Origin of the sequence: Acinetobacter sp. AHP123 (assembly GCF_023757925.1) — a bacterium.
Classification (GTDB): Bacteria; Pseudomonadota; Gammaproteobacteria; order Pseudomonadales; family Moraxellaceae; genus Acinetobacter; species Acinetobacter oleivorans.
The window spans coordinates 2,531,908-2,555,749 of record NZ_CP092454.1 but is presented as its reverse complement, the minus strand read 5'-3'; the positions used below and the strand labels follow the sequence as shown (position 1 = coordinate 2,555,749).

Here is a 23,842-nt window from a genome sequence, read left to right as displayed (position 1 = left end):
TATTTCAGACTACTTTATGTATAGCTTAGTTTGTCGATATGAGGCATAATGCCCTACAACGTAGCGGTGTCATATAATTGAGAAGTCTAAATTTAAGGATTAGCGTTCTCAATCATGCGACACTTTAATCGCTATCCCATATTTAATTAGGGAATGGGACTCTTCACCGAGGTTGTAAAATGAGACAAACGATTTTAGCTGTATTGTCTTTATCAACGCTTGCCGCACTTTTGACTGGGTGTGGTGGTGATATGGTACTTCTAAACTCTAAAGGTCCAGTTGGTCAAGGTCAAAGTGACCTTATGATGACTGCGATCTATTTAATGTTACTTGTGGTGATTCCTTCAATCATCATGGCATTATGGTTTGGTTGGAAATATCGCGCGTCAAATAAAGATGCAGACTATAAACCTACATGGGCACACTCAACTACAATTGAAGTTGTAGTATGGGGTATCCCTGTCATTATTATTGGTATTTTAGCTTGGTTAACTTGGTGGGGTTCCCACAAGTATGACCCATACCGTCCTTTAGAATCAGATAAAGCTCCTTTAACTATTCAAGTTGTTGCAGAACAGTTTAAGTGGATCTTCATTTATCCTGAACAAAACATTGCAACTGTTAACGAAGTACGTTTCCCTGAAAAAACTCCGTTAAGCTTTAAAATCACCTCTAACTTTACAATGAACTCATTCTTCATTCCACAGTTAGGCGGCCAGATTTATGCAATGGCAGGTATGCAAACTCACCTTCATTTGTTAGCAAATGAAACTGGCGTATATCGTGGTTTCTCTTCTAACTACTCAGGTTACGGTTTCTCTCAAATGCGTTTCAAGGCGCATAGTGTTACAGAGCAACAGTTCAACGAATGGGTAGCAGCTGTAAAAGCGGGTAATGGTTCTACTATTAACCCAGAAGCAGTTCAAAAAACTACGCTTGACCAAGCTGAATTAGCAACCTTACGTGATGGTGACCGTTCTAAGCACCAAATCGAGCATTTAGTAAATCGTGCTAAAGCTGCTGGTGATCAAGAAGCGCTTGCTAAAGCTGAAGCTATGAAACCGTTCCCGACTAAGCCACACCCTGTGACTTATTACTCTTCAGTTGAACCACAATTGTTTGAAACAATTATCAACCATTATATGAGTAACTATCATGGTGTTGACCACTCTGCTGCGCATGCAACAGCTGAACACGCTGCTCAAGGGGAATAAGACATGGATATGATTTTTGGTAAACTGGGTTGGGACTCTATCCCGACAGAGCCAATCGTGCTTGTCACCATGGTCCTTATGGCACTTGGTGCAATTGTTGTGCTTGGCGGTATCACCTATTTCAAAAAATGGGGATACTTGTGGAATGAGTGGTTTATTACGGTAGACCATAAAAAAATTGGTATCATGTACATTCTTGTATCTGTGGTCATGCTTTTGCGTGGTTTCGCCGATGCAATTATGATGCGTCTACAACTTTTCCTCGCTAAAGGCGGCGGCGAAGGTTATCTACATCCAGACCATTACGACCAGATCTTCACCGCACACGGTGTAATCATGATCTTCTTCGTAGCAATGGGTCTTGTTGTTGGTATGATGAACATCTCTGTACCATTACAGATTGGTGCTCGTGACGTTGCATTCCCATTATTGAACTCTTTAAGCTTCTGGTTATTCGCTGGTGCTGCTGGTTTGATGATGCTTTCACTTGTATTAGGTGAATTTGCTGCGACTGGTTGGATGGCTTACCCTCCTCTGTCTGGCATTCAATATTCTCCTGGTGTAGGTGTTGACTACTATATCTGGGCACTTCAGGTTTCTGGTCTAGGTACGCTTTTATCTGGTGTTAACTTCTTCGTTACCATCATCAAAATGCGTGCACCTGGCATGAAATTAATGGACATGCCTATTTTTACGTGGACTTCACTTTGTACGGCTGTATTAATTATTGCATCGTTCCCTGTATTAACAGGTACACTTGCAATGTTAACTCTAGACCGCTACTTCGGCTTCCATTTCTTCACAAATGAGCTTGGCGGTAGCCCAATGCTTTATGTGAACTTGATCTGGACATGGGGTCACCCTGAAGTATATATCTTAGTATTACCAGCGTTTGGTCTATACTCAGAAATCGTTGCAACCTTCTCTCGTAAAGCGTTGTTCGGTTACAAGTCTATGGTGTATGCAACTATCGCGATTACAGTTCTTGCGTTCGTTGTATGGCTTCACCACTTCTTTACCATGGGTGCTGGTGCGAACGTTAACGCGTTCTTCGGTATCATGACCATGGTTATTGCGATTCCTACTGGTGTGAAAATCTTCTCTTGGTTATTCACTATGTATAAAGGTCGCATCACCTTTACTACTCCAATGTTATGGACGCTTGGCTTCCTTATTACATTTGGTATCGGTGGTTTAACTGGTGTACTTATGGCTGTTCCACCTGCGGACTTCCTTGTACACAACTCATTATTCTTGATCGCTCACTTCCATAACGTAATTATCGGTGGTGTGGTGTTTGGTATGTTTGCCGGCATCATTTACTACTGGCCAAAAATGTTTGGTTGGAAGCTCAATGAAGCATGGGGTAAAGCTGCGTTCTGGTTCTGGTTCTTCGGTTTCTATTTTGCATTCATGCCACTTTATATCCTTGGTTTCATGGGTATGACTCGTCGTTTGAATACATATGACAACCCAGAATGGGATCCTTACCTTGCAATTGCATTATTTGGTGCTGTTCTCGTTGCGATTGGTATTGCATGTTTCTTAATGCAAATCATTGTTGGTTTCTTACAACGCAAAGACAACATGGACCTTACGGGCGATCCATGGGATGCACGTACGCTTGAATGGGCGACTTCTTCCCCTGCTCCGTTCTATAACTTTGCGCATGAACCAGATGCAAGCGGTATTGACCGTTTCTGGACTGACAAAGAAAATGGTGTAGCATACGCACGTAACACTAAATATGAAGACATCCACATGCCGACTGATCGTGCTGCTGGTTTTGTCATTGCAATGTTCATTACAGTTCTTGGCTTTGCACTTATCTGGCATATTTGGTGGCTCGTTGTTGTTTCATTCGTTTCAGCTGTTGTTAGCTTGATCGTAAGCTCATTCACTAAGAATGTTGATTACTACGTTCCTGCTGCTGAAGTTGAGCGTATTGAAAACGAACGCTATGCTTTACTTGAAAAACACTTGAAGAAGGACTAAGGAAATGGCTGAAGTACTTCATCACGACAACCACGGCCACGATGGTCATCATGAGCATGATGATACTGACTTAACGGTCTTTGGTTTCTGGACATACTTGATGAGTGACTTGATTCTTTTCGGATCACTCTTCATTGCGTTCGCTGTATTAAGCAGTCATATTCCACCAGGAACTCCAAGTGCATATGACCTGTTCCATGATTCATTAGGCTACGTTTTAACTGAAACATTTGCCTTATTGATTTCATCGGTAACTTTCGGTTTTGCTGTACTTGCATCTTATAAAAAGAATGTAAATCAAGTTATCACTTGGTTATTTATTACATTCCTTTTTGGTGCAACGTTCATTGGAATGGAGCTTTATGAGTTCCATCACCTTGTAGAAGAAGGTCATGGTCCAACTCACAGTGCATTCTTATCATCGTTCTTTACTTTGGTTGGTACACACGGTATCCACGTAACTTCTGGTTTAGTGTGGATGTTGGTATTGATGTATCAAATCAAAACTAAAGGTTTGACATTACCGAATACACGTCGTCTAGCTTGCTTAAGCTTGTTCTGGCACTTCCTTGACATCGTTTGGATCTGTGTATTCAGCGTCGTTTACTTACTGGGAGTTCTCTAATGAGTAGTCATGACCATAATGCTGCAGGTGCGTCACACGGTAACTTTAAGCAATACACTGTTGGATTTATCCTTTCTGTTATCCTCACCATCATCCCGTTCGGGATGGTGATGGCGGGTGGTTTCAGTCGTGGCATCTTAGTTACAGTAATTGCTATCGCTGCTGTTGCTCAGGTTCTTGTACAACTTGTGTACTTCCTACACATGAATACATCATCTGAACAACGCTGGAATATGATTGCATTCATCTACACAATCTTATGTATCGCTGTGCTTTTAATCGGTTCTGTGTGGATTATGAATTACCTTCACTACAATATGATGATCTAAACTGATTGTCATGTTGAAAAAATATCTATTCCTGACTAAACCAGGAATTCTCTTCGGTAATTTCATTACCACCTTGGGCGGCTTTTTCTTAGCCGCCCAAGGCTCTATAGACATCTTATTATTACTACTCACCTTACTTGGAACAACTTTAGTTGTCGCTTCTGGTTGTGTTGTAAATAATGTGATAGACCAAGATATCGACACAAAAATGCAGCGCACACAAAACCGTGCATTGGTCAAAAAAACCATCTCTCCTACTGTTGCACTTATATATGCATTTGTTCTTGGACTTATCGGTTTTAGTATTTTGTGGTTCGGTGTAAATGCTTACGCTTTCTTGTTTGCAATCATTGGTTTTGTTGTCTATGTCGGTTTTTATAGTTTGTGGACAAAACGTACCTCAATCCATCAAACCGTCATTGGTAGTATTTCCGGAGCGAGCCCTCCTGTTATTGGTTATACAGCAGTAACTCATCATTTTGATGTAGCCGCCTTACTTTTGTTTTTAGCTTACGCGCTATGGCAAATGCCACATTCATGGGCAATTGCTATTTATCGTTTTGACGATTACAAAAATGCGGGAATCCCCATTCTGCCTGTTGCACGTTCTATTTATCGCACGAAAGTAGAGTGTGTCATTTATATTGTGTTGTTTGCAGCCGTATTGAATGGTTTATATTGTTTTGGCTATACCAATATATTTTTTCTAGTAACCTTTAATGCATTAACAGCATATTGGTTCTATTTATCAATTATTGGCTTTAAAGCTGAAAATGACCAACTTTGGGCTAAACGTTTTTTCCTTTACTCGGTCATATTAATTACCCTGTTAAGTTTGAGCTTTAGCTTTACCTATCAATCCCCTGCTCCAAATCTTCCTCTCTTTTAAATAAGGGAGGATTTCCTCCTCGATAGTAAAGAAGTTTTACTTTTCTCATCAAAAGATTTGTTTTTAGTCTAACTTTTACTTATAATTCAGCCTTCGCAAATTTTGCGACATAACTTTCAAGTTATGACTCCTTGCTTCTAATTTTTTATTTATTAGGGGCTGTTTAAACCGTAAGGAGCTGACAATGCGTCATTACGAAATCGTACTTTTAGTACACCCAGATCAAAGCGATCAAGTTGTAGGTATGGTTGAACGCTATATCTCTCAGATCAAAGAAGCTGAAGGTCAAATTCACCGTTTAGAAGATTGGGGCCGTCGTCAATTGGCTTACCCAATTAACAAAATTCACAAAGCGCACTACATTCTTATGAATGTTGAGTGTGGTCAAACTACACTTGATGAGTTAGAAGAATTGTTCCGTTATAATGACGCGATCATTCGTAACCTTATCATTCGTCGTGAACACGCAATCACTGAAGAGTCATTGCTTGCTAAAAGTGCTGAAGAAAAGCGTGCGCGTAAAGCTCAACGTGAAGAAGCACAGCAAGTTGCTCAAGACGCTGAATAAGGAGAACATCAATGGCACGTTTTTACCGTCGTCGCAAGTTCTGCCGCTTTACAGCTGAGAATGTTGTGTACATCGACTACAAAGATATCGATACTTTAAAACAGTACATCACTGAAAACGGCAAGATTGTTCCTAGCCGTATCACTGGTACTAAAGCTCGTTATCAACGTCAATTAGCTCTTGCTATCAAGCAAGCTCGCTACTTGTCTTTGATTCCGTACACTGACAACCATAAGTGAGGTGATCTGTGGACGTTATCTTATTACAACGCATTAAGAACCTTGGTAAATTAGGCGATAAAGTATCAGTTAAAGCTGGTTACGGCCGTAACTTCCTTATCCCTCAAGGTAAAGCAGTTGCAGCTACTGAAGCTAACACTGCTGCTTTCGAAGCTCGTCGCGCTGAACTTGAAAAGCAAGAAGCTGAAATTTTAGCTGCTGCTCAAGCACGTGCTGAACAATTGAATGAAGTTAACATCGTTATCACTGCTAAAGCTGGTGACGAAGGTAAACTCTTCGGTTCTATCGGTACTCGTGACATCGCTGACGCTTTAACGAATGCTGGTCTTACAGTTGACCGTGCAGAAGTTCGTTTACCGAATGGCGCGCTTCGTCACACTGGTGAATTCAACATCGCAATCCAATTGCACCATGATGTTGTTGCAGAAGTTCTCGTTACTATCGTATCTGAGTAATTTCTCATCAAAAAAAGAGCATGCTTCTGCATGCTCTTTTTTTATGTGCCCTATTTTTAAAATAAGATATATTAATTCCTGATCAGTTCTTTAGTTTAATTGGTTTTTTAATTAGGTAGTTTATTTCATTTTGTTTTAAGATAGTTCTCGGCCTCACAGGCTATTTGCGTACATCTTTCTTTATCATCAGGTCTAATTATGTCTCAGGCGAATGCCACTTCTTTAACTCTTTCATCTCCAACAGAAAATAAGACGAGTGAATCAGGCCAACTTAAAGAGTTTCGCACTCCCCCACACAATTTAGCCATTGAGCAAGCCGTTCTTGCGGCCTTAATGACAGTTGCCGAATCTTTTGAACAAGTCAGCGACTTATTAAAAGAAAATGATTTTTATGCAACACGTCACAAATATATCTATCGTGCCATTGAGAAACTAGCACAAGAAAACTCTCCTTATGATGCTGTATTAGTAAGTGACTGGCTCTTAAAACAAAATTTACTCGATGCAATTGGTGGCGAAGAGTATTTAATGCAGCTTATGGCTGATTCACCATCAAGTTTCTATAACTTAGAAACGTATGCCAGTAAAATTAAAGAATTCTCTACGCTTCGTAGCATGATTAAAGTTAGTACGGAAATTTTACAAAATGCTTATGACACAAAAGGTCGTGGTGTTAGTGAAATTCTAGATTTGGCCGAAACGAGTATTTTCTCTTTAGCAGAACAGCACAATAACAATAAAAAGGATGCAGGCCCCAAATCTATTAGCTCTGTTACCGCCGATGTAATTAGTAAACTTGATGAACTCTCAAAACTCGATGGCAATATTACAGGTTTAACCACAGGCTTCTTAGAACTTGATAATAAAACATCTGGTATGCAGCCTGGTGACTTAATTATTGTTGCTGCACGTCCATCGATGGGTAAAACTACTTTTGCCATGAATTTGGTTGAAAGTGTTTTGCAATATAACAAGTTACCCGCTCTGGTTTTCTCTATGGAGATGCCAGCAGACTCTATTGCGATGCGTCTTATTTCTGCAATGGGTAAAGTTCACCAAGGACATTTACGTTCGGGTAACTTAGATGCAGATGAATGGACCAAGGTGACTGGTACCATTCTACAACTTCAACAAATGCATTTGTATATTGATGACTCATCTGCCCTACCTCCAACGGAACTTCGTGCCCGTGCTCGACGCGTTGCTAAAATGCATGATGGAAAAATTGGTTGTATCATGGTCGATTACTTGCAGCTTATGAAAGTTCCTGGCATGGGTGATAACCGTGTAGGTGAGATTTCAGAAATTTCACGTAGTTTGAAAGCATTAGCAAAAGAAATGCAATGCCCAGTTATCGCACTTTCCCAGCTGAACCGAAGTCTGGAAAACCGTCCAAATAAACGCCCAGTAATGTCCGACTTACGTGAATCTGGTGCGATCGAGCAGGATGCTGACTTAATTATGTTTATTTACCGTGATGAGGTTTATAACAAAGAGTCGAAAGAAGCTGGTACCGCAGAAATTATTATTGGTAAGCAGCGTAACGGTCCAATTGGTTCAGTCCGTCTTGCCTTTGAAGGTCAATATACTCGATTTAGTAATCTCTCTCCTGAGTATTACAGCCAATATGATGATGAAGAATAAACTCTATCTCTAGCCCAAAGGAGTAAATGAGGGTGCGCCAAGCAACAGTTTATATTGATCGCAATGCGCTTCAATATAATTTAAACCGTGTCAAACAACTCGCAGAAAATTCAAAAATTGTAAGTATGGTGAAAGCTAATGCTTATGGACATGGAATCAAAGACTGTTTAGCAGCCTTAAATGCCTCAGATGCCTTTGGTGTCGCCTGCCTACAAGAAGGTTTAGAAATTCGTGAACTCGGATTTCAACAACCTGTTACTTTAATTGAAGGGGTATTTTCTGAAGATGAAATGCCAATTGCAATTGAACAAAAATTTGAATGTGTAATTCACCATCAACAACAATTTGAATGGTTAATTAAACATAAGCAAAAATACATTGCTCAAAGTTTAAAAGTCTGGGTTAAGCTTAATAGCGGCATGAACCGTTTAGGCTTTAAAATTACTGAAATTATTGAAGTTATTAAAACTTTAAAAGCCGAAGGATTTACTTGTGTACTAGCGATGCATTTCGCAAATGCAGATGTAGACCACCCGCTTAACGAACAACAAAAGCAACAATTTTTACAAGTTAAACAAGCTTGTGATCCAGTTTTAGCATCTTGCTGTAACTCTGCTGCTATTTATAAATGGCCAGAATTACATTTTGATTATGTTCGTCCGGGTATTATGCTTTACGGCGCTTCACCTTTTGCAGATAAAACAGTCCATGATCTTGACTTAAAACCAGTCATGACTTTTTCAGCAGAAGTCATTGCACTAAACCATATTCAGCCTAATGAGCATGTCGGTTATGGTTCTACTTTCTGTGCAAAGCAAGCCATGGATATCGCGATCGTTTCTATAGGTTATGGTGATGGTTATCCACGAGCTTATCTTAAACAGAACTATGTCGCTATTGATAAACAGCTCTGTGCAGTTGTAGGCCGAGTGAGCATGGATATGCTTGCAATCGATGTGACAGGTATGCAAGTAAAATTAGGTACGCCAGTCGAACTTTGGGGTACACACCGTTTAGTAGATGATGTTGCGGATGCAAACGGAACGATAGGATATGAATTACTCTGTCGCCTAAGTAATCGCCCTAGTCGTAAAAGCAGTTAAATAATAAAATATAAAAAAATCCAAGCATGCTTGGATTTTTTTATTTAAGTATTCAAAACTTTATCGCCAGTAGTCATCAGTCGGTTTTGGCATTTCCTGTAAGCCGCGGCGTAAAGTATCCGACCATTGCCTACTGATTTGTGAAAAATAAGGATCATCTTCTGTAATTCGTTTTCCCATCGGAATAACAAAGCTATCTTTCATATAAATCAACGCATCCAGAGGTAAACCAACAGAAACATTTGAACGTAAAGTCGAATCAAAAGAAATTAAGCTACAACGTAATGCATCATCTAATGGCATTGCATAATATAAAGCTCGGTCCAGAATCGGTTTGCCATATTTACTTTCACCAATTTGAAAATAAGGCGTATCCGTCGTTGCACAAATAAAATTGCCTTGTGGATAGACATTATAAAGTTGCATGTCACCACCTTTAATCTGTCCACCCACCAAAATACTACAGGCGTAATTCATTTGTTCTTGGGTGTCCGAACTAATATCCTCTAAAACAGCTTTTAAAGTTTTACCAATAAGTTCTGCTGCCTCAAACATCGTATTAACACTATATAAATTAGGCTCTTGCTGCAAAGTAAGCGCATTTTGCAAATGACCTATAACAGCTTGCGTTGTGGCTAAGTTACCTGCTGTTTGCAAGGCAATAAAACGTTCTCCGGTAACGCCAAAAGTATGCAATTTTCGGAACACAGAAATATGGTCAACTCCTGCATTAGTCCTCGTGTCACTAATAAACACTAAACCTTGTTCCAATCTTAGCGCACAACAATAAGTCATTTCATTCTCTTTACATTCAACATGCCAACACTTGAACCACAGACATCATGTTCTCAACTCCACCTTGCTCTCTTACACCACGAATAGGTGCCACATCGAGATAGTCACGGCCAACTGCAAGGTAGATATGATGTTTGGGTGTAAACAACTGATTGCTTACATCAAAACAATACCACTGATTTTCTACAAATACTTCCGCCCAAGCGTGACTGGCAAGGTGCGGATAGTTTTGATCAAATAGATAACCAGAGACATAACGTGCTGGTAATTGTAGCGCACGACACATTGCAATTAAAACATGAGCATGATCTTGGCATACACCTTCTCCAGCATGAAAGGCTTCAGTTGCAGTTGTCTGAACTGAAGTACTTTCAGGCTGATAAAGTATTTTCTGCAAAATATATTCACTTAACAATGCAATATGCTGTCGATCTTTGACTACTACAATATTTCTAGCAAAATCCAACATTTCTGGATCACATCGGGTTGCACCTGTCATCTGCAAAAACAAATTTGTAGGTGTAGATAAATTTACACAACCCAGCTCTACATCTTGAAGCTCAACAATCCCTTGAGCCATAAATGTAAGATGTTGGTATTGATAGCGCTGACTAGCCGTCATCCAGACATTGTTAAATATGTCCCTTTTGATCGTTTTATCACCCGGCACGCTAATTGCCCAATTCATAACATGTTGATGCGGCGATGTTTGAGGCATCATTTTAATATACTGAATACTGTTTTGAGCAGTTTCCGTATAGCTATAATGCGTTTGATGATTAACCATCAATTTCATAATCAGACCTCAAACATATTTTCCAACCGCTGCGTAAAAGTATAATAAGCGTCCCACGTAAGTTGCTGCTTCAGCACTTGCCAATTTTGATCTATATTCTCCCACCCTAAATCAGCAAGCCGCTTCACTAAAATATCTAGCTCCAACACCAGAGTAGATAAATCTTGCCCAAAACGTAACTCAATATCAAATTGCTCTATTTTTTGGCCTAAATACAGAAATAAACAAACATCTTCATTTTCCGCTTCTAGTATTTGAGTACATTGTTCAACAGCTTTTCTCAAGATTTCAGGTTGAGCTTCAAGCGTGTTAATAACATGATTTAATTCTGCATAAGCCTTTGATGACAATATACCTCTTAGTTCCTGAATATTATCTTTAGCAATAATGAACTGATTCAGTAATGAAAATGTTTGCTTCTTGTCTAACATATAGTGATTTAGTAATTCAGCATTTTCTATGACCAAACCAAATGCTGCTGCAAATTTTGTTGCTTTCTCATCTTGTGTAAAGGGTAAATGAGAGGCTGCGAATTTAACTCGCATTAAATATCGACCCAACCAATATATTTGATGCGCACTCGAATTGAGTAAAACCATAAAGTTCCTCTTTAACACACAATCAGGAATGTAATGTTTCGACAACCCATGTATCTTTTATACCGCCACCTTGGGACGAATTTACGACTAGAGAGCCAGCCTGCATCGCCACACGTGTTAAGCCACCCGGCACTATCTCTGTACGATAAGGCGAGCTCAATACAAATGGACGCAAATCAATGTGACGTTCAGCCACCCCTCCTGTCGTTAAAGTGGGAGCAACAGATAAAGCTAAGGTAGGTTGTGCAATGTACATATGAGGCGTAGCGATCAATTTTTTTCTAAAGTCATCAATTTCACACGAACTGGCTTTAGGCCCAATTAACATGCCATAACCACCTGAACCCTGTGCTTCTTTAACAACCAATTGATCTAAATTAGACAGTACATAATCTAAATGTTCATCTTTACGGCACTGATAAGTAGGTACATTTTTTAAGATTGGTGTTTCACCCAAATAGTATTGGATCATTTGGTCTACGTAAGGATAAATAGATTTATCATCCGCCACGCCTGTTCCAGGTGCATTTGCAATCACAACATTTTTTTGCAAATAAGCGGACATAAGTCCTGCTACACCTAAGGCACTGTCTGGTCTAAATGCTAAAGGATCTAGAAAATCATCATCTAATCGGCGGTAAATCACATCTACTTTTTGACGCCCGCGAATAGTTTTGACAAATACTTGATCATTTTCGATAAATAAATCCCGATTTGTAACTAGTGGAACATCCATTTCACGTGCTAGAAAAGCATGCTCATAAAAAGCACTGTTAAAACGTCCCGGTGTTAGTACCACCACAAAAGGTTGATCCGCAGGTGAATTTTCCTGCAATATTTCTTTTAAAAGTTTTGGATAATGCTCAATTCCCTGTAAATTATTAGCTGCACATAGCTCTGGCATCAATTGTTGGCTAATGTTTCGGCTTTCAATCATATAAGACACGCCAGAAGGTGTTCTTAAATTATCCTCCAATACAAAAAACTCTCCCTCACCATCACGGATAATATCAATTCCGCTAATCTGTGAATAAATTTTACCTTTCAAAGCATGTTTGAGCATGTGAGGTTGGAAAGCCTCATTCCCCATGATTTGATCTTCGGGAATAAGCTGTTCTTTTAAAATATGTTGTCCATGATAAATATCATCTAGGAAATAATTTAATGCTTTAACGCGCTGCGTACAGCCCGAAGCTATTTTCTCCCACTGTTTTTTTTCAATTACCCGTGGAATTAAATCAAAAGGAATCGTTCGCTCTGTACCTTCTTTATCACCATATACGTTAAAAGTAATTCCATGATAAAGAAAATGCCGCTTCGCTTGAGCACTTAATTCTTTTAACTCATCTAAAGTACGAATACTCAACCATTGTTCAATTTTTTTAGAAGCTGCTCCATTTGATGTCACATCATCCAGCATCTCATTAAAAAATTCTGATTTCAGCTGTTCAAATAGATTGGTTTGTACGGAAATATGTTCTAAAAAAGAGGTTGGGTTAATGAGTGCCGTAGTTGTCTGCTCTTGTATAAAAAAATCATTATCTATATGTAATTCATGCTCTTGTTCTGACATAACCACCTCGTCTTATCATTTATCTATATTTCATTTTTAAATAAGCAATTTCAGTGCCACTTATATATGTTTAATATTTTTACGGTGTTTTGTTATAACTTTCTTCTTCTAAATCTTAACATCGATTGTAAAAGGTTCAGTAAACCGAATCTGACAAACTTGCTAAATGTGTAAAGATTTTTTATTGTGTTGACACCAAAGCAATTGGATATAGATGTATTACGCTTATGTCTGTAATAGAAAAAGAAACTTCGAATAGTTTATATCGCCAATGGCAGATCTTGTCTCGCCTTCCAACCGGTAAATGGATCGGAACACGGGAATTACAAGAGATGCTTGAACGTGAAGGTATTGATATCAGTTTAAGGACTATTCAGCGTGATTTAAATCAAATTGCTCAGCGCTTTCCGATTGAAAGCAATAAGGCCGTACCTCAGGGCTGGCGGTGGCAATCCGATGCGCCTATTCAGAGCTTACCGCACATGACGAGCTCTCAGGCAGTAACCTTTATGATGGTTGAGGAGCATCTTAAACACTTGCTTCCACCTAGTCTGCTTGATGAGATGGGGCCTTGGTTTGATTTAGCTAAACGCAGCCTCTCTACACAAAATAATGTGAGACAGTGGATTAACCGAGTACGTATCGTACCTGCAAGCCAACCACTTATCCCGCCTGTAGTCGACCGTGCTGCTCAACAAGCAATTTATGAAGGTCTACTCCAAGACAAACAAATTGAGTGTGTTTATCAAGCTCGAGTAAATCAAGGTGAAGACAAAACTTATGTTTTAAATCCTTTGGCTTTGGTACAAAAAGGTGCAGTAATTTATTTGATTTGCACACGGCATGACAAAACAGAAGTTCAAACGTTTGCCTTGCACCGTTTTAAATCAGCAAAAGTCTTAGATAGTCGAGCACTGCATCCTGTCAATTTTGATATTGATCATTATATTGATTCAGGTGCTTTAGGTTTCAGAGTGGACTATAAACAACCAACTGAGTCAATCCAGCTCACATTAACTATGACAGAGCAAACTGCTAGAACTTTCTATGAAAGTCAGTTAAGTAAGGACCAAACTATCATTCCACTTGAAGAAAATATTGTAGAAGTTACCGCAACAGTACCTTTTACATCTCAACTGGTGTGGTGGCTACGTAGTTTTGGTAAAAAATTACTGCATATTGAACCAATTCAAGTGCACAACGCTGTTCGAGAAATTGAATCTGAGAATAAATAGATATAAAAAAGAGAACCATAAGGTTCTCTTTAGATTTTGAATTATAATTTTCTTAATTTTATATTGGCTCTTATATTTATAGTTGTTTCAGATCAATCTGTTCTCCCCCTACAAAACTGATCTGCTCTTTCTTTTGCGCTATTTTGAACATGAACATTGGCATGCCATTTCATATCCATTGTAGCGAATTGATTTCATTGTCATGGTTAAAGCCCTCTTGTTTGAACGTGAATTTAATATAACTGGCTACCTGAAATATGTGAAATAAGAAAAAAAGGAAGCGAAATCTATTTTCTTCCTTAGGAAGTTTCCATATATTTTTTGAACAGAAAACAAAAAAGCCCAGTCTTAACTGGGCTTTTTTACATTCAAATGATTAAGCTGTTTTCTTAATCATATTGTTTTTACGAATTGTGATCATTACAAGCTGAACAGCTGCTGGTGTAACACCAGGAATACGGCTTGCTTGAGCTAATGTTTCCGGAAGTACTGTTTTTAATTTCTGGGTAATTTCGCGAGATAAACCAGACACTACGTCATAATCAAAATCGGTAGGAATTTTAGTTTCTTCAAGACGCTTTAACTGTGCCACATCTTCATGCTGACGGTTAATATAACCTTCGTATTTCACAGCAATCTCGATTTGCTCACCAACCTGCTCAGAAACTTCAGAACCCGTAAGTTCTGCAATTTGACCAAAGCTAATATTAGGGCGTTTAAGCAAATCAATTGCGCTACATTCTTTACTTAAGTCAGCACCCGTCATTTCAACGAATTTTTTACCCATAGGGTTATTTGGTGCTGCCCACAAATGTTGCAAACGAGAGGTTTCACGCTCAACCGCTTCCATTTTTTCACAATAAGCAGCCCAACGAACATCATCAACCAAACCAAGTTCACGACCAACAGTCGTTAAACGCTGATCTGCATTGTCTTCACGTAGCATCAAACGGTATTCCGCACGTGAAGTAAACATACGGTATGGCTCTTTTGTACCTAAAGTAATCAAGTCATCAACCAATACGCCCATGTAAGCTTGGTCACGCTTAGGTGTCCACTCTTCTTGCTCCCAAGCACGGCGCGCAGCATTTAAGCCAGCAAGTAAACCTTGAGCACCTGCTTCTTCATAACCTGTCGTACCATTAATTTGGCCAGCAAAATATAGACCATTGATCGCTTTAGTTTCGAGGGTGAATTTCAAAGCTTGCGGATTGAAATAATCGTATTCAATCGCATAGCCTGGACGCAAAATATGCGCATTTTCCATACCACGAATAGAGCGAACAAGTTCAAACTGCACATCAAATGGAAGTGAAGTCGAAATACCATTTGGATAAAGCTCGTGTGTATCTAAACCTTCTGGTTCCAAAAATACTTGATGTGAGTCTTTATCAGCGAAACGGTGAATTTTATCTTCGATTGATGGGCAGTAACGTGGACCAACACCTTCAATAACACCTGTATACATTGGTGAACGATCTAAACCACCACGAATAATGTCATGGGTTTTTTCATTCGTATGCGTGATATAACAATTTACTTGTTCTGGGTGCATAGAAGCATCACCCATGAATGACATGACCGGAGACGGGAAATCACCCGGCTGTGGAATCATGACTGAAAAATCAACCGAACGTGCATCAATACGTGGTGGAGTACCAGTTTTTAAGCGACCAACAGGTAGTTTTAATTCACGTAAACGTTGAGCAAGTGCAATAGAAGGTGGATCACCCGCACGACCACCGCTTGATTTTTCTAAACCAACGTGGATTACACCGCCTAGGAATGTACCTGTAGTCAACACAACAGTTTTAGCATCAAAGCGAATACCCATTTGGGTAACCACACCTTTAACTGTATCACCTTCAACAATCAGGTCATCAGCTGCTTGCTGGAAAATATCAAGATTTGCTTGATTTTCCAAAGTATCACGGATGGCAGCTTTATAGCGCACACGGTCAGCTTGAGCACGTGTTGCACGCACTGCTGCACCTTTACGCGAGTTTAAAATACGGAACTGAATACCGCCTTTATCGGCAGCTAAAGCCATTGCGCCACCAAGTGCATCAATTTCGCGCACTAAATGCGACTTACCAATACCACCGATTGCTGGGTTACAACTCATTTGGCCCAAAGTCTCAATGTTATGGGTCAAAAGCAAAGTCTGTCGTCCCATACGCGCAGCAGCAAGGGCCGCTTCCGTACCTGCGTGACCGCCGCCGATAACAATAACATCATAAACTTTAGGGTAGTGCATGAGTACAAAACACCAGAAAAAAAAGACGGAACATTATAGCAAAATTATCTGCTTATTGATGTACATAATTACAAAATTGTCTTCACATGGTTTACGGTACTCCACATGTTTTGACATTTTGTTGCATGAATTCAATACAAAGTGAATGTTTTTAAGAATTTTTCATCTTAGAATAAAAAATGTACAGCACTTCTACGACTTTAAAATTAACGCAACGAGAAGGAACACAAAATGAAAACGACTATGTTAAAAATCTTAACCGCATCTCTCCTTTGTTTTTCAGGCGTAACGTTTACCCACGCTGCGACGAATCATACGGCTAAATCGACACATACGGCTAAATCAAGTAAAACAGCTAGTCATACTGCAGATTCGAGCAAATCAGTTGCGCAAAAAGAACTTAGAGCCTGTGTAAAAAAACAGCAAGGTGAATGGGTGTCTTATAGCCATAATGGTGTAACCTTTAATGGTACTTGTGAACCAAACGAAAATGGCAAACTACAATTTAAAGCCCCTGCTCCTTAAGCGGTTTTGACATAAGGTAGAGAAGAAGTCATTTATTTCCCGCCACATCTCATCAGTATTTTCAAAGACGGCTCATTAAAGATGAGCCGCTTTCTTTTTTAAAATGGTCTAGTCCGCTACAATACGCCTTTAAATAAAATTTTTAGGTCCTTTTCGTGAAGTGGTTACAAATACACATTACCGTTGATCAAGAACAAGTTGAGTTCACAGAAACACTTTTAATGTCTCTAGGTGCGGTAAGCGTAACTCTGGATGATGCTGAAGATCAGGCTTTACTTGAACCATTACCAGGTGAAACACCTTTATGGAACAAAGTAATCGTGACAGGCATCTATCAACAAGACGAACAAGACCCAATTGATGTCGACACTTTAGAAGCTTTCTTAAAAGCTCAACTTCCAGATGCTCCTATACGTCACGAAGAACTTGAAGACCAAGTATGGGAACGCGCATGGATGGATTATTACGAACCAATCCAAATTGGGGAAAAGTTCTGGATCGTACCTGAATGGCTAGAGCCACCAGAAGCTGATGCAACTAACATTAAGTTAGATCCAGGTCTTGCGTTTGGTACAGGTAACCATGCAAGTACCTTCTTATGCTTACAATGGCTAGGTAAAACTGACGTTAAAGATAAGATCGTGATTGATTATGGTTGTGGTTCAGGCATTTTAGGTGTAGCCGCTTTATTATTAGGCGCAAAAAAAGTATATGCCACAGATATTGACCCACAAGCTGTTTTAGCAACAAAACAAAATGCTGAACTTAATGGGGTATTAGATGGACTATATGTAGGCCTTCCTGAAGAATTCGATCAAGAGTTCAAACCTCAGCAAGCAGATGTTCTAGTTGCAAATATTTTGGCTGGTCCATTAATGGCACTTGCGCCAGAGTTTGCAAATTTAATTAAATCTGAGGGTGAGTTCGCACTGGCAGGTGTAATTGAAGAGCAAGTTGCTGATGTTTCAGGTGTTTATTCTGAATTTTTTGATATATTAGATGTCGAAAAGCGCGAAGAGAACTGGTGTCGCATTTCAGGAAAACGTAAAACAATAAATTGAGACTTTTAACTCATGAATGAAAAACAAACCCGCTGCCCTAAGTGTTTAACAGTTTATAAAGTATCTCTTACTCAATTGACTGTTGCTCAGGGTATGGTTTGTTGCCCTAAATGTGATTCGAGCTTTAATGCACTCACCCATCTGATTAATATTGAAAACCCTGTCATAGTTAACTCATCTACATTAGCCAATGGTTCAATGCAAACGAGATATATGACACATTCGCACGTATTAGATATCTTCGATCAAAAAGTTGAAAATTCTAATATTGATCTTTTAACCTATCTCAACAACTTAAATTATTTTCATAACGAACCTATTAACGCCCTACCAAATCTTAATTTAGCTGAACAAACTTCCTCGCAAGAACAAGACAATAATAAAAAGCATAGTTGGCTGTACTACACGCTCTGGAGTTCTGCTAACCTTATTTTAATTTTAGTTTTTACTTTTCAAATTCTCTGGTTTAATCCTAAGCTCATGCATGCAAGCCCAACCGTTAGCCATGCGTTTAATTATGTTTGCGGAATAATGCACTGCAATAAGTCAGCCGAACAATATCAACTTATTTATATAGAAAAGTTAAAGCTTCGCAAAGTTGACACAAGTCATACGCAATTCTCAGGCATATTGCTTAATCAGAATGATAAAAGTATTGAACTTCCCAACCTAAAGTTGAGTTTTTCAACAGAGCCAAATAAAACAGAAGAAATTATATTGACTCCTCAACAATATCTTGTTGAAAACTTACGAGGTATTCAACGCATTCCCTCTGATACTCCTTTCCGATTCCAATTTGAGCTAAACAAAAGCAAAAAAAGCCTATTAAATTATCGATTAGAAATTGTCCACCCCTAAAATGTAAAAAAAGTGAAAAAAAAATAAAAAAAAATGCAGTTAATTTGCTCACTTTTTCCTAGACAATGGTATGATACGCGCCACGAAAGCTTTGACTCATATACTCCTCGCTCTCAATCCAAAAAAAATACTGTTAAGCATGTGTGCTTTTCTACTTTAAGCACATAGCCTAACTTTTTTTGTTTTTGAGGGAGCTGTAACAAATATTTAACTATTGTTACGCTTATTTTTTATTCAATACGAAGAAATATGGCAAGCTAATTGTTCTTATGTTTTAGAGTCACTGTTTTAGGATCTAAAACAGGACTCCGTATTTTTAGACCACATTTATATACTACTTTATCCAAGTTAGTATTTGATTTTCGGATTAACTCGCATGAATAGCAAATCTCCTATTTTTACTGCACAATCTGATGTTGCTCTTCGCATCCACGTGGATCGCGCAGTTCGTCATTATTTTGCACAATTGCAAGGTGAGCAACCATCTCAGGTATATGACATGGTGCTAGCAGAAATGGAGAAACCTCTTTTATCTGTAGTTCTTGAATATACACGTGGTAATCAAACCCGTGCTGCAGAGATTCTTGGACTCAACCGTGGCACTTTACGTAAAAAGTTAAAAGCTCACGGTTTAATGAGTGAATAAATGATAAAATGCTCACGACTTCGTGGGCATTTTTTTATGCTTATTGGTTTTAATCCGTAGACTTGAAATTGTTGAATTAAACATCATGACTATTAAACGTGCTTTGATTTCTGTATCTGATAAGACAGGAATTGTCGAATTTGCTCAAAACCTTGCAGCTTTAGGGGTAGAATTATTATCTACAGGCGGCACATACAAGTTGCTTAAAGATAATAACATCGCAGTTGTTGAAGTATCTGAACATACTGGCTTCCCTGAAATGATGGATGGTCGTGTTAAGACATTACATCCAAAAATTCATGGCGGTATTCTTGCTCGTCGCGGCTTAGACGAAGCAGTAATGGAAGAACACAATATTGATCCGATTGATCTAGTTATTGTAAACCTTTATCCATTCGCTGCGACAGTTGCAAAACCTGACTGTACTCTTCCTGATGCAATCGAAAATATCGACATCGGTGGTCCTACAATGGTTCGCGCAGCTGCTAAAAACCATGCTTCTGTAGGTATTGTAGTAAATGCTTCAGATTACGACACCGTAATCAATGAATTAAAAACTGCTGGTTCACTTTCTTATGAAACACGTTTTGATTTAGCTGTTAAAGCATTTGAACATACTGCTCAATACGACGGCATGATCGCTTCTTACTTAGGCGCTCGCGTTGGTAAGACCGAAGGTGAAGCTGATTTATTCCCTCGTACGTTCAATACTCAATTGAACAAAGCACAAGATCTACGTTACGGTGAAAACCCACACCAATCTGCTGCATTTTACGTTGAAGCAAATGCAAAAGAAGCATCAGTTTCTACAGCAAAACAGTTACAAGGCAAAGAATTGTCTTATAACAACATTGCTGACACAGATGCTGCACTTGAATGTGTTAAATCATTCGCAAAACCTGCTTGTGTAATTGTAAAACATGCTAACCCTTGTGGTGTTGCTGTTTCTTTAGACGGCATTAAAGCTGCTTACGATTTAGCTTATGCAACAGATCCAGAATCTGCTTTCGGTGGCATTATTGCATTTAACCGTGAGTTAGATGTTGCAACTGCTCAAGCAATCGTTGACCGTCAATTCGTTGAAGTGATTATTGCTCCAAGTATTGCTGATGGTGTGCTTGAAGTTACTGGCGCTAAGAAAAACGTACGTGTTTTAGTATGTGGGGAATTACCTGCGATTGACGCACGTGCACCACAACTTGACTACAAACGCGTTAATGGCGGTTTATTAGTTCAAGATCAAGACTTAGGTATGATTACTAAAGATGATCTTAAAGTAGTCACTAAATGCGCACCAACTGAACAAGAAATTGATGACCTCATCTTTGCTTGGAAAGTTGCAAAATATGTAAAATCAAATGCAATTGTTTATGCGAAAAATCGCCAGACTATTGGTGTTGGTGCAGGTCAAATGAGCCGTGTTAACTCAGCTCGTATTGCTGCCATCAAAGCTGAACATGCAGGTTTGGTTGTTGAAGGTGCTGTGATGGCATCTGATGCATTCTTCCCGTTCCGTGACGGGATTGATAATGCGGCTAAAGCTGGCATTAAATGCATTATTCAACCAGGTGGTTCTATGCGTGATGAAGAAGTAATCGCAGCAGCTGACGAAGCTGGTATTGCAATGGTCTTCACTGGTATGCGCCATTTCCGCCACTAATTTAAATTTAGTCCTCCCTAACCCTCCTTTTATTCAGGAGGGTTTTCCACAATAATGGAGCTAACTCTCCAACTTGAGGGATAGAGGGAGATGAAAAGGATTAAAGTTAAGGAACAAATTAAAAATGAATATTTTAGTTTTAGGTAGTGGTGGTCGTGAACATGCTTTAGCATGGAAAATTGCGCAAGATACCAATGTTACTCAAGTTTTTGTTGCGCCAGGTAATGCTGGAACTGCAACAGAAGACAAATGTGTTAATGTTCAACTTGATATTTTAGACAACTCAGCAATCATCGCTTTTGCTAAAGAAAATAATGTTGATCTTATTATTGTCGGCCCAGAAGCACCATTAGTTAATGGCGTGGTAGATGCTGCACGTGAAGCAGGTTTAAAAATTTGGGGACCTACTCAATATGCAGCGCAGCTTGAAGGCTCAAAAGCATTTGCTAAGCACTTCTTAAAGCGTCACAACATTCCAACTGCTTTCTATGACGTTTTCACTGAAGTAGATGCAGCTAAAGCATATGTTGAAAAAAATGGTGCTCCAATTGTAATTAAAGCTGATGGTCTTGCTGCTGGTAAAGGCGTAATCGTTGCAATGACCAACGAAGAAGCTTTTGCAGCAATTGATGACATGCTTGCTGGTAACAAATTTGGTGATGCTGGTTCACGCGTTGTGATTGAACAGTTCCTTGCGGGTGAAGAAGCTTCTTTCATTTGTATGATTGATGGTAAAAATATTTTACCAATGGCAACTTCACAAGATCACAAGCGTATTTTTGAAGGCGATCAAGGTCCTAATACCGGTGGTATGGGTGCCTACTCTCCTGCTCCAGTGGTAACTTCTGACATTTTCGAACGCGTTATGACTGAAATCATGCGTCCGACTGTTGATGGTATGGCTGCTGATGGACATGTTTACACTGGTTTCTTATATGCTGGTCTAATGATTGATGAGCAAGGCCAACCACGTGTGATCGAGTTTAACTGTCGTTTTGGCGACCCAGAAACTCAACCGATCATGATGCGTTTAAAATCATCTCTTGTTGAATTGGTAGAAGCTGGTATTGCTGGTAATTTACCAAAAGAAGCTGAATGGGATGAGCGTAAGTCAATCGGTATTGTACTCGCAGCTGAAGGCTATCCGGATAGTGTACGCAAAGGCGATGTAATTTCTGGTATCGGACAATCACCTGAAGATACTAAAATTTTCCATGCAGGTACTGCAACTCGTGAAGATGGTCATATCGTGACTTCTGGTGGTCGAGTTCTTTGCGTAACAGCATTGGGCGACAGCGTTCTTGAAGCACAAATTAATGCGCTAGAAGTATGTGGTCAAGTTACCTTTACTGGTATGCAATATCGTAATGACATTGGCTACCGCGCAATTGCACGTGAAAAAGCTTAAAAAACCTACAAGTTTAAAATGCTAATAAAAAAGCCTCTATATAGAGGCTTTTTTATTACGTATCACGATATAAGAAAATCGTATAAATCTTTAAAATTTTGCTAAAGATATCAACAAATAAAAAGAAGCCCCCTATATCAAGCATACTTTTATTGATATCATTAGCATAACGTTGTAACTGTCATCAGACACTGCTGTTTTAATAATTTCCATAAAGACTTGCTCTACACATTATGACTGTAGAGAGTTTTTTAATATTCTAAATTTATGAATGCTCGTTTGGCTACTGTTGGGGATGAACTGTTTGGGGAAACAGTTTTTGTTTATTAAACAATTACCCTCTGTTATAGCCAAAATATGCAAGCAAATTATGGAACCCCAGAAAAAGATCACAGAGTTTAGACTAGTTGTAATTCCAACTCCTCTCTTTTCATATTGATATAGATCAATCGTTATTGTTCTATATCTTAATCAGGACTTTTTTAAATGAAAAAGCTGATCAGCCTTTTTTTAAGCATGTCAGTAGTATTATTGACAGCATGTAGCAAACAAGAAAATGCTCAACAAGCCGAACAAAACAATGATAGCTCACAAGTACAAACTGTAGTGATTGCCTCTACAGGTTCAGATGCTGACATTTGGCGTTATATCGCATCTTTACCTGAAACCCAAGCTGCTGGACTGAAGTTAGAAGTAAAAAACTTCTCAGACTCCGTTTCAATGAATACAGCAATTGCAAATAAAGAAGTAGATTTGAACGCATTCCAAGCTTATTCTTATCTTACTGCATTTAATAAATCAAACCAAGATAAGATTGCAGCGGTTTCTACCACTTATATTGAGCCAATGGGGATTTATTCAAGTAAATACAAAAAAATTGAAGAACTTCCTGAAGGTGCAATTATTTCAATCCCGGATGATGCTGCCAGCGAATCTCGTGCGCTACTCTTGTTACAAACTGCTGGCTTAATCAAGCTTAAAGCTGACTATAATCCTGTTCAGGGCAGTCCAATTGATGTTATCGAAAATCCCAAAAAGATCAACATCAAACCAATCAAAATGGAAACTGCATTACGTCTTAAAAATGAATTTGATGCAGTTGTATTAAATAATACCATAGCACTCGAGGGAGGTTTAAACGTACTCAAAGATTCTATGTTCTATGAACCTATTGATCAAATCTCAAAAATTAGTGTAAACGTTCTAGCAACTACTGAATCACGTAAAAATGATCCTGTCTTGCAAAAAGTTGGTAAGCTTTACCACAATGCAGCTGTTAAAAAATACATTGAAGAACACTTTGGTGGAACAAAAGTTGACGTAGATCAACCGATCAGCTATCTCTCAGAAGCTAAATAGTAATATAAT

General features: G+C 39.0%; 23 protein-coding genes. 18 read left to right on the top strand and 5 right to left on the bottom strand.

The window, feature by feature from the left end; all coding sequences use genetic code 11:
• Positions 1–179 precede the first annotated feature (179 nt).
• The 10 genes from cyoA (at position 180) to alr (ending at position 9,061) form a co-directional block, all read left to right on the top strand.
• A complete protein-coding gene (gene cyoA, locus MJX77_RS12175; RefSeq protein ID WP_004791463.1) occupies positions 180–1,214 on the top strand; it encodes a ubiquinol oxidase subunit II in 1,035 nt (344 codons plus the stop codon).
• A 3-nt stretch (positions 1,215–1,217) separates the two neighbouring features.
• The gene (cyoB, locus tag MJX77_RS12170; protein WP_252059194.1) at positions 1,218–3,209 is read left to right on the top strand and encodes a cytochrome o ubiquinol oxidase subunit I; all 1,992 of its coding nucleotides are present in this window, start codon (positions 1,218–1,220) and stop codon (positions 3,207–3,209) included.
• Positions 3,210–3,213: 4 nt separating this feature from the next.
• A complete protein-coding gene (gene cyoC, locus MJX77_RS12165) occupies positions 3,214–3,834 on the top strand; it encodes a cytochrome o ubiquinol oxidase subunit III (RefSeq protein ID WP_005306751.1) in 621 nt (206 codons plus the stop codon).
• Complete coding sequence (locus tag MJX77_RS12160) at positions 3,834–4,163, top strand: cytochrome o ubiquinol oxidase subunit IV (RefSeq protein WP_004643325.1); 330 nt, start codon at positions 3,834–3,836, stop codon at positions 4,161–4,163. The genes cyoC and MJX77_RS12160 overlap by 1 nt, the downstream gene beginning before the upstream one ends.
• 10 nt (positions 4,164–4,173) lie before the next feature.
• A complete protein-coding gene (gene cyoE / locus MJX77_RS12155) occupies positions 4,174–5,052 on the top strand; it encodes a heme o synthase (protein WP_252059193.1) in 879 nt (292 codons plus the stop codon).
• A gap of 184 nt (positions 5,053–5,236) precedes the next feature.
• Complete coding sequence (gene rpsF, locus MJX77_RS12150) at positions 5,237–5,620, top strand: 30S ribosomal protein S6 (protein WP_004791455.1); 384 nt, start codon at positions 5,237–5,239, stop codon at positions 5,618–5,620.
• Positions 5,621–5,631: 11 nt separating this feature from the next.
• Positions 5,632–5,859, top strand: coding sequence for a 30S ribosomal protein S18 (gene rpsR, locus MJX77_RS12145; protein ID WP_004791454.1), 228 nt, complete (start codon positions 5,632–5,634; stop codon positions 5,857–5,859).
• An 8-nt stretch (positions 5,860–5,867) separates the two neighbouring features.
• On the top strand, positions 5,868–6,314 hold the full coding sequence (gene rplI, locus MJX77_RS12140; protein ID WP_004700828.1) for a 50S ribosomal protein L9: 447 nt from the start codon (positions 5,868–5,870) through the stop codon (positions 6,312–6,314).
• A 198-nt stretch (positions 6,315–6,512) separates the two neighbouring features.
• Complete coding sequence (dnaB, locus tag MJX77_RS12135) at positions 6,513–7,958, top strand: replicative DNA helicase (RefSeq protein ID WP_004791451.1); 1,446 nt, start codon at positions 6,513–6,515, stop codon at positions 7,956–7,958.
• 32 nt (positions 7,959–7,990) lie between these two features.
• A complete protein-coding gene (alr, locus tag MJX77_RS12130) occupies positions 7,991–9,061 on the top strand; it encodes an alanine racemase (protein ID WP_252059192.1) in 1,071 nt (356 codons plus the stop codon).
• Positions 9,062–9,121: 60 nt separating this feature from the next.
• Here the strand turns inward: alr and MJX77_RS12125 are convergent, their stop codons facing one another.
• The 4 genes from MJX77_RS12125 to MJX77_RS12110 are packed head-to-tail and all read right to left on the bottom strand — an operon-like array spanning position 9,122 to position 12,824.
• Positions 9,122–9,856 carry a proteasome-type protease gene (locus tag MJX77_RS12125; RefSeq protein ID WP_004791447.1) on the bottom strand — a complete coding sequence of 245 codons (735 nt, stop codon included), beginning with the start codon at positions 9,854–9,856 and terminating at the stop codon, positions 9,122–9,124.
• Positions 9,857–9,872: 16 nt separating this feature from the next.
• Positions 9,873–10,652, bottom strand: coding sequence for a transglutaminase family protein (locus MJX77_RS12120; protein WP_107880965.1), 780 nt, complete (start codon positions 10,650–10,652; stop codon positions 9,873–9,875).
• Between the two features lie 2 nt (positions 10,653–10,654).
• Positions 10,655–11,251 carry an alpha-E domain-containing protein gene (locus tag MJX77_RS12115; protein WP_252059191.1) on the bottom strand — a complete coding sequence of 199 codons (597 nt, stop codon included), beginning with the start codon at positions 11,249–11,251 and terminating at the stop codon, positions 10,655–10,657.
• 22 nt (positions 11,252–11,273) lie between these two features.
• Positions 11,274–12,824 carry a circularly permuted type 2 ATP-grasp protein gene (locus MJX77_RS12110; RefSeq protein ID WP_252059190.1) on the bottom strand — a complete coding sequence of 517 codons (1,551 nt, stop codon included), beginning with the start codon at positions 12,822–12,824 and terminating at the stop codon, positions 11,274–11,276.
• 227 nt (positions 12,825–13,051) lie between these two features.
• Here MJX77_RS12110 and MJX77_RS12105 point away from each other — a divergent pair, with 227 nt between their 5' ends.
• Positions 13,052–14,059, top strand: coding sequence for a helix-turn-helix transcriptional regulator (locus MJX77_RS12105; RefSeq protein WP_004791440.1), 1,008 nt, complete (start codon positions 13,052–13,054; stop codon positions 14,057–14,059).
• Positions 14,060–14,435: 376 nt separating this feature from the next.
• On the opposite strand, the gene mnmG is transcribed toward MJX77_RS12105, so the two are convergent.
• A complete protein-coding gene (mnmG, locus tag MJX77_RS12100; protein ID WP_013197329.1) occupies positions 14,436–16,316 on the bottom strand; it encodes a tRNA uridine-5-carboxymethylaminomethyl(34) synthesis enzyme MnmG in 1,881 nt (626 codons plus the stop codon).
• 231 nt (positions 16,317–16,547) lie between these two features.
• On the opposite strand from mnmG, the gene MJX77_RS12095 reads away from it, so the two are divergent.
• From MJX77_RS12095 to MJX77_RS12065, 7 genes are all read left to right on the top strand, one after another.
• On the top strand, positions 16,548–16,841 hold the full coding sequence (locus MJX77_RS12095; RefSeq protein ID WP_013197328.1) for a lipase chaperone: 294 nt from the start codon (positions 16,548–16,550) through the stop codon (positions 16,839–16,841).
• 155 nt (positions 16,842–16,996) lie between these two features.
• Complete coding sequence (gene prmA, locus MJX77_RS12090) at positions 16,997–17,902, top strand: 50S ribosomal protein L11 methyltransferase (RefSeq protein ID WP_005306779.1); 906 nt, start codon at positions 16,997–16,999, stop codon at positions 17,900–17,902.
• A 12-nt stretch (positions 17,903–17,914) separates the two neighbouring features.
• Positions 17,915–18,760, top strand: coding sequence for a DUF3426 domain-containing protein (locus MJX77_RS12085; protein ID WP_151767628.1), 846 nt, complete (start codon positions 17,915–17,917; stop codon positions 18,758–18,760).
• A 376-nt stretch (positions 18,761–19,136) separates the two neighbouring features.
• A complete protein-coding gene (gene fis / locus MJX77_RS12080; RefSeq protein WP_001086304.1) occupies positions 19,137–19,406 on the top strand; it encodes a DNA-binding transcriptional regulator Fis in 270 nt (89 codons plus the stop codon).
• A gap of 85 nt (positions 19,407–19,491) precedes the next feature.
• Positions 19,492–21,066 (top strand): bifunctional phosphoribosylaminoimidazolecarboxamide formyltransferase/IMP cyclohydrolase, encoded by a 1,575-nt coding sequence (gene purH / locus MJX77_RS12075; RefSeq protein ID WP_252059189.1) that lies wholly within the window; start codon positions 19,492–19,494, stop codon positions 21,064–21,066.
• A gap of 124 nt (positions 21,067–21,190) precedes the next feature.
• Positions 21,191–22,474, top strand: coding sequence for a phosphoribosylamine--glycine ligase (gene purD, locus MJX77_RS12070; protein WP_013197324.1), 1,284 nt, complete (start codon positions 21,191–21,193; stop codon positions 22,472–22,474).
• Between the two features lie 486 nt (positions 22,475–22,960).
• Positions 22,961–23,833: a MetQ/NlpA family ABC transporter substrate-binding protein gene (locus MJX77_RS12065; RefSeq protein WP_252059188.1), complete on the top strand. Its 873-nt coding sequence runs from the start codon at positions 22,961–22,963 to the stop codon at positions 23,831–23,833.
• Positions 23,834–23,842 lie beyond the last annotated feature (9 nt).

Excerpts from the sequence above, each read along its gene's own strand:
- cyoA (WP_004791463.1), top strand. The coding sequence starts at position 180 with ATGAGACAAACGATTTTAGCTGTATTGTCTTTATCAACGCTTGCCGCA.
- cyoB (WP_252059194.1), top strand. The coding sequence starts at position 1,218 with ATGGATATGATTTTTGGTAAACTGGGTTGGGACTCTATCCCGACAGAG.
- cyoC (WP_005306751.1), top strand. The coding sequence starts at position 3,214 with ATGGCTGAAGTACTTCATCACGACAACCACGGCCACGATGGTCATCAT.
- MJX77_RS12160 (WP_004643325.1), top strand. The coding sequence starts at position 3,834 with ATGAGTAGTCATGACCATAATGCTGCAGGTGCGTCACACGGTAACTTT.
- cyoE (WP_252059193.1), top strand. The coding sequence starts at position 4,174 with ATGTTGAAAAAATATCTATTCCTGACTAAACCAGGAATTCTCTTCGGT.
- rpsF (WP_004791455.1), top strand. The coding sequence starts at position 5,237 with ATGCGTCATTACGAAATCGTACTTTTAGTACACCCAGATCAAAGCGAT.
- rpsR (WP_004791454.1), top strand. The coding sequence starts at position 5,632 with ATGGCACGTTTTTACCGTCGTCGCAAGTTCTGCCGCTTTACAGCTGAG.
- dnaB (WP_004791451.1), top strand. The coding sequence starts at position 6,513 with ATGTCTCAGGCGAATGCCACTTCTTTAACTCTTTCATCTCCAACAGAA.
- MJX77_RS12125 (WP_004791447.1), bottom strand. The coding sequence starts at position 9,856 with ATGACTTATTGTTGTGCGCTAAGATTGGAACAAGGTTTAGTGTTTATT.
- MJX77_RS12120 (WP_107880965.1), bottom strand. The coding sequence starts at position 10,652 with ATGAAATTGATGGTTAATCATCAAACGCATTATAGCTATACGGAAACT.
- MJX77_RS12115 (WP_252059191.1), bottom strand. The coding sequence starts at position 11,251 with ATGGTTTTACTCAATTCGAGTGCGCATCAAATATATTGGTTGGGTCGA.
- MJX77_RS12110 (WP_252059190.1), bottom strand. The coding sequence starts at position 12,824 with ATGTCAGAACAAGAGCATGAATTACATATAGATAATGATTTTTTTATA.
- MJX77_RS12105 (WP_004791440.1), top strand. The coding sequence starts at position 13,052 with ATGTCTGTAATAGAAAAAGAAACTTCGAATAGTTTATATCGCCAATGG.
- mnmG (WP_013197329.1), bottom strand. The coding sequence starts at position 16,316 with ATGCACTACCCTAAAGTTTATGATGTTATTGTTATCGGCGGCGGTCAC.
- MJX77_RS12095 (WP_013197328.1), top strand. The coding sequence starts at position 16,548 with ATGAAAACGACTATGTTAAAAATCTTAACCGCATCTCTCCTTTGTTTT.
- MJX77_RS12085 (WP_151767628.1), top strand. The coding sequence starts at position 17,915 with ATGAATGAAAAACAAACCCGCTGCCCTAAGTGTTTAACAGTTTATAAA.
- fis (WP_001086304.1), top strand. The coding sequence starts at position 19,137 with ATGAATAGCAAATCTCCTATTTTTACTGCACAATCTGATGTTGCTCTT.
- purH (WP_252059189.1), top strand. The coding sequence starts at position 19,492 with ATGACTATTAAACGTGCTTTGATTTCTGTATCTGATAAGACAGGAATT.
- purD (WP_013197324.1), top strand. The coding sequence starts at position 21,191 with ATGAATATTTTAGTTTTAGGTAGTGGTGGTCGTGAACATGCTTTAGCA.
- MJX77_RS12065 (WP_252059188.1), top strand. The coding sequence starts at position 22,961 with ATGAAAAAGCTGATCAGCCTTTTTTTAAGCATGTCAGTAGTATTATTG.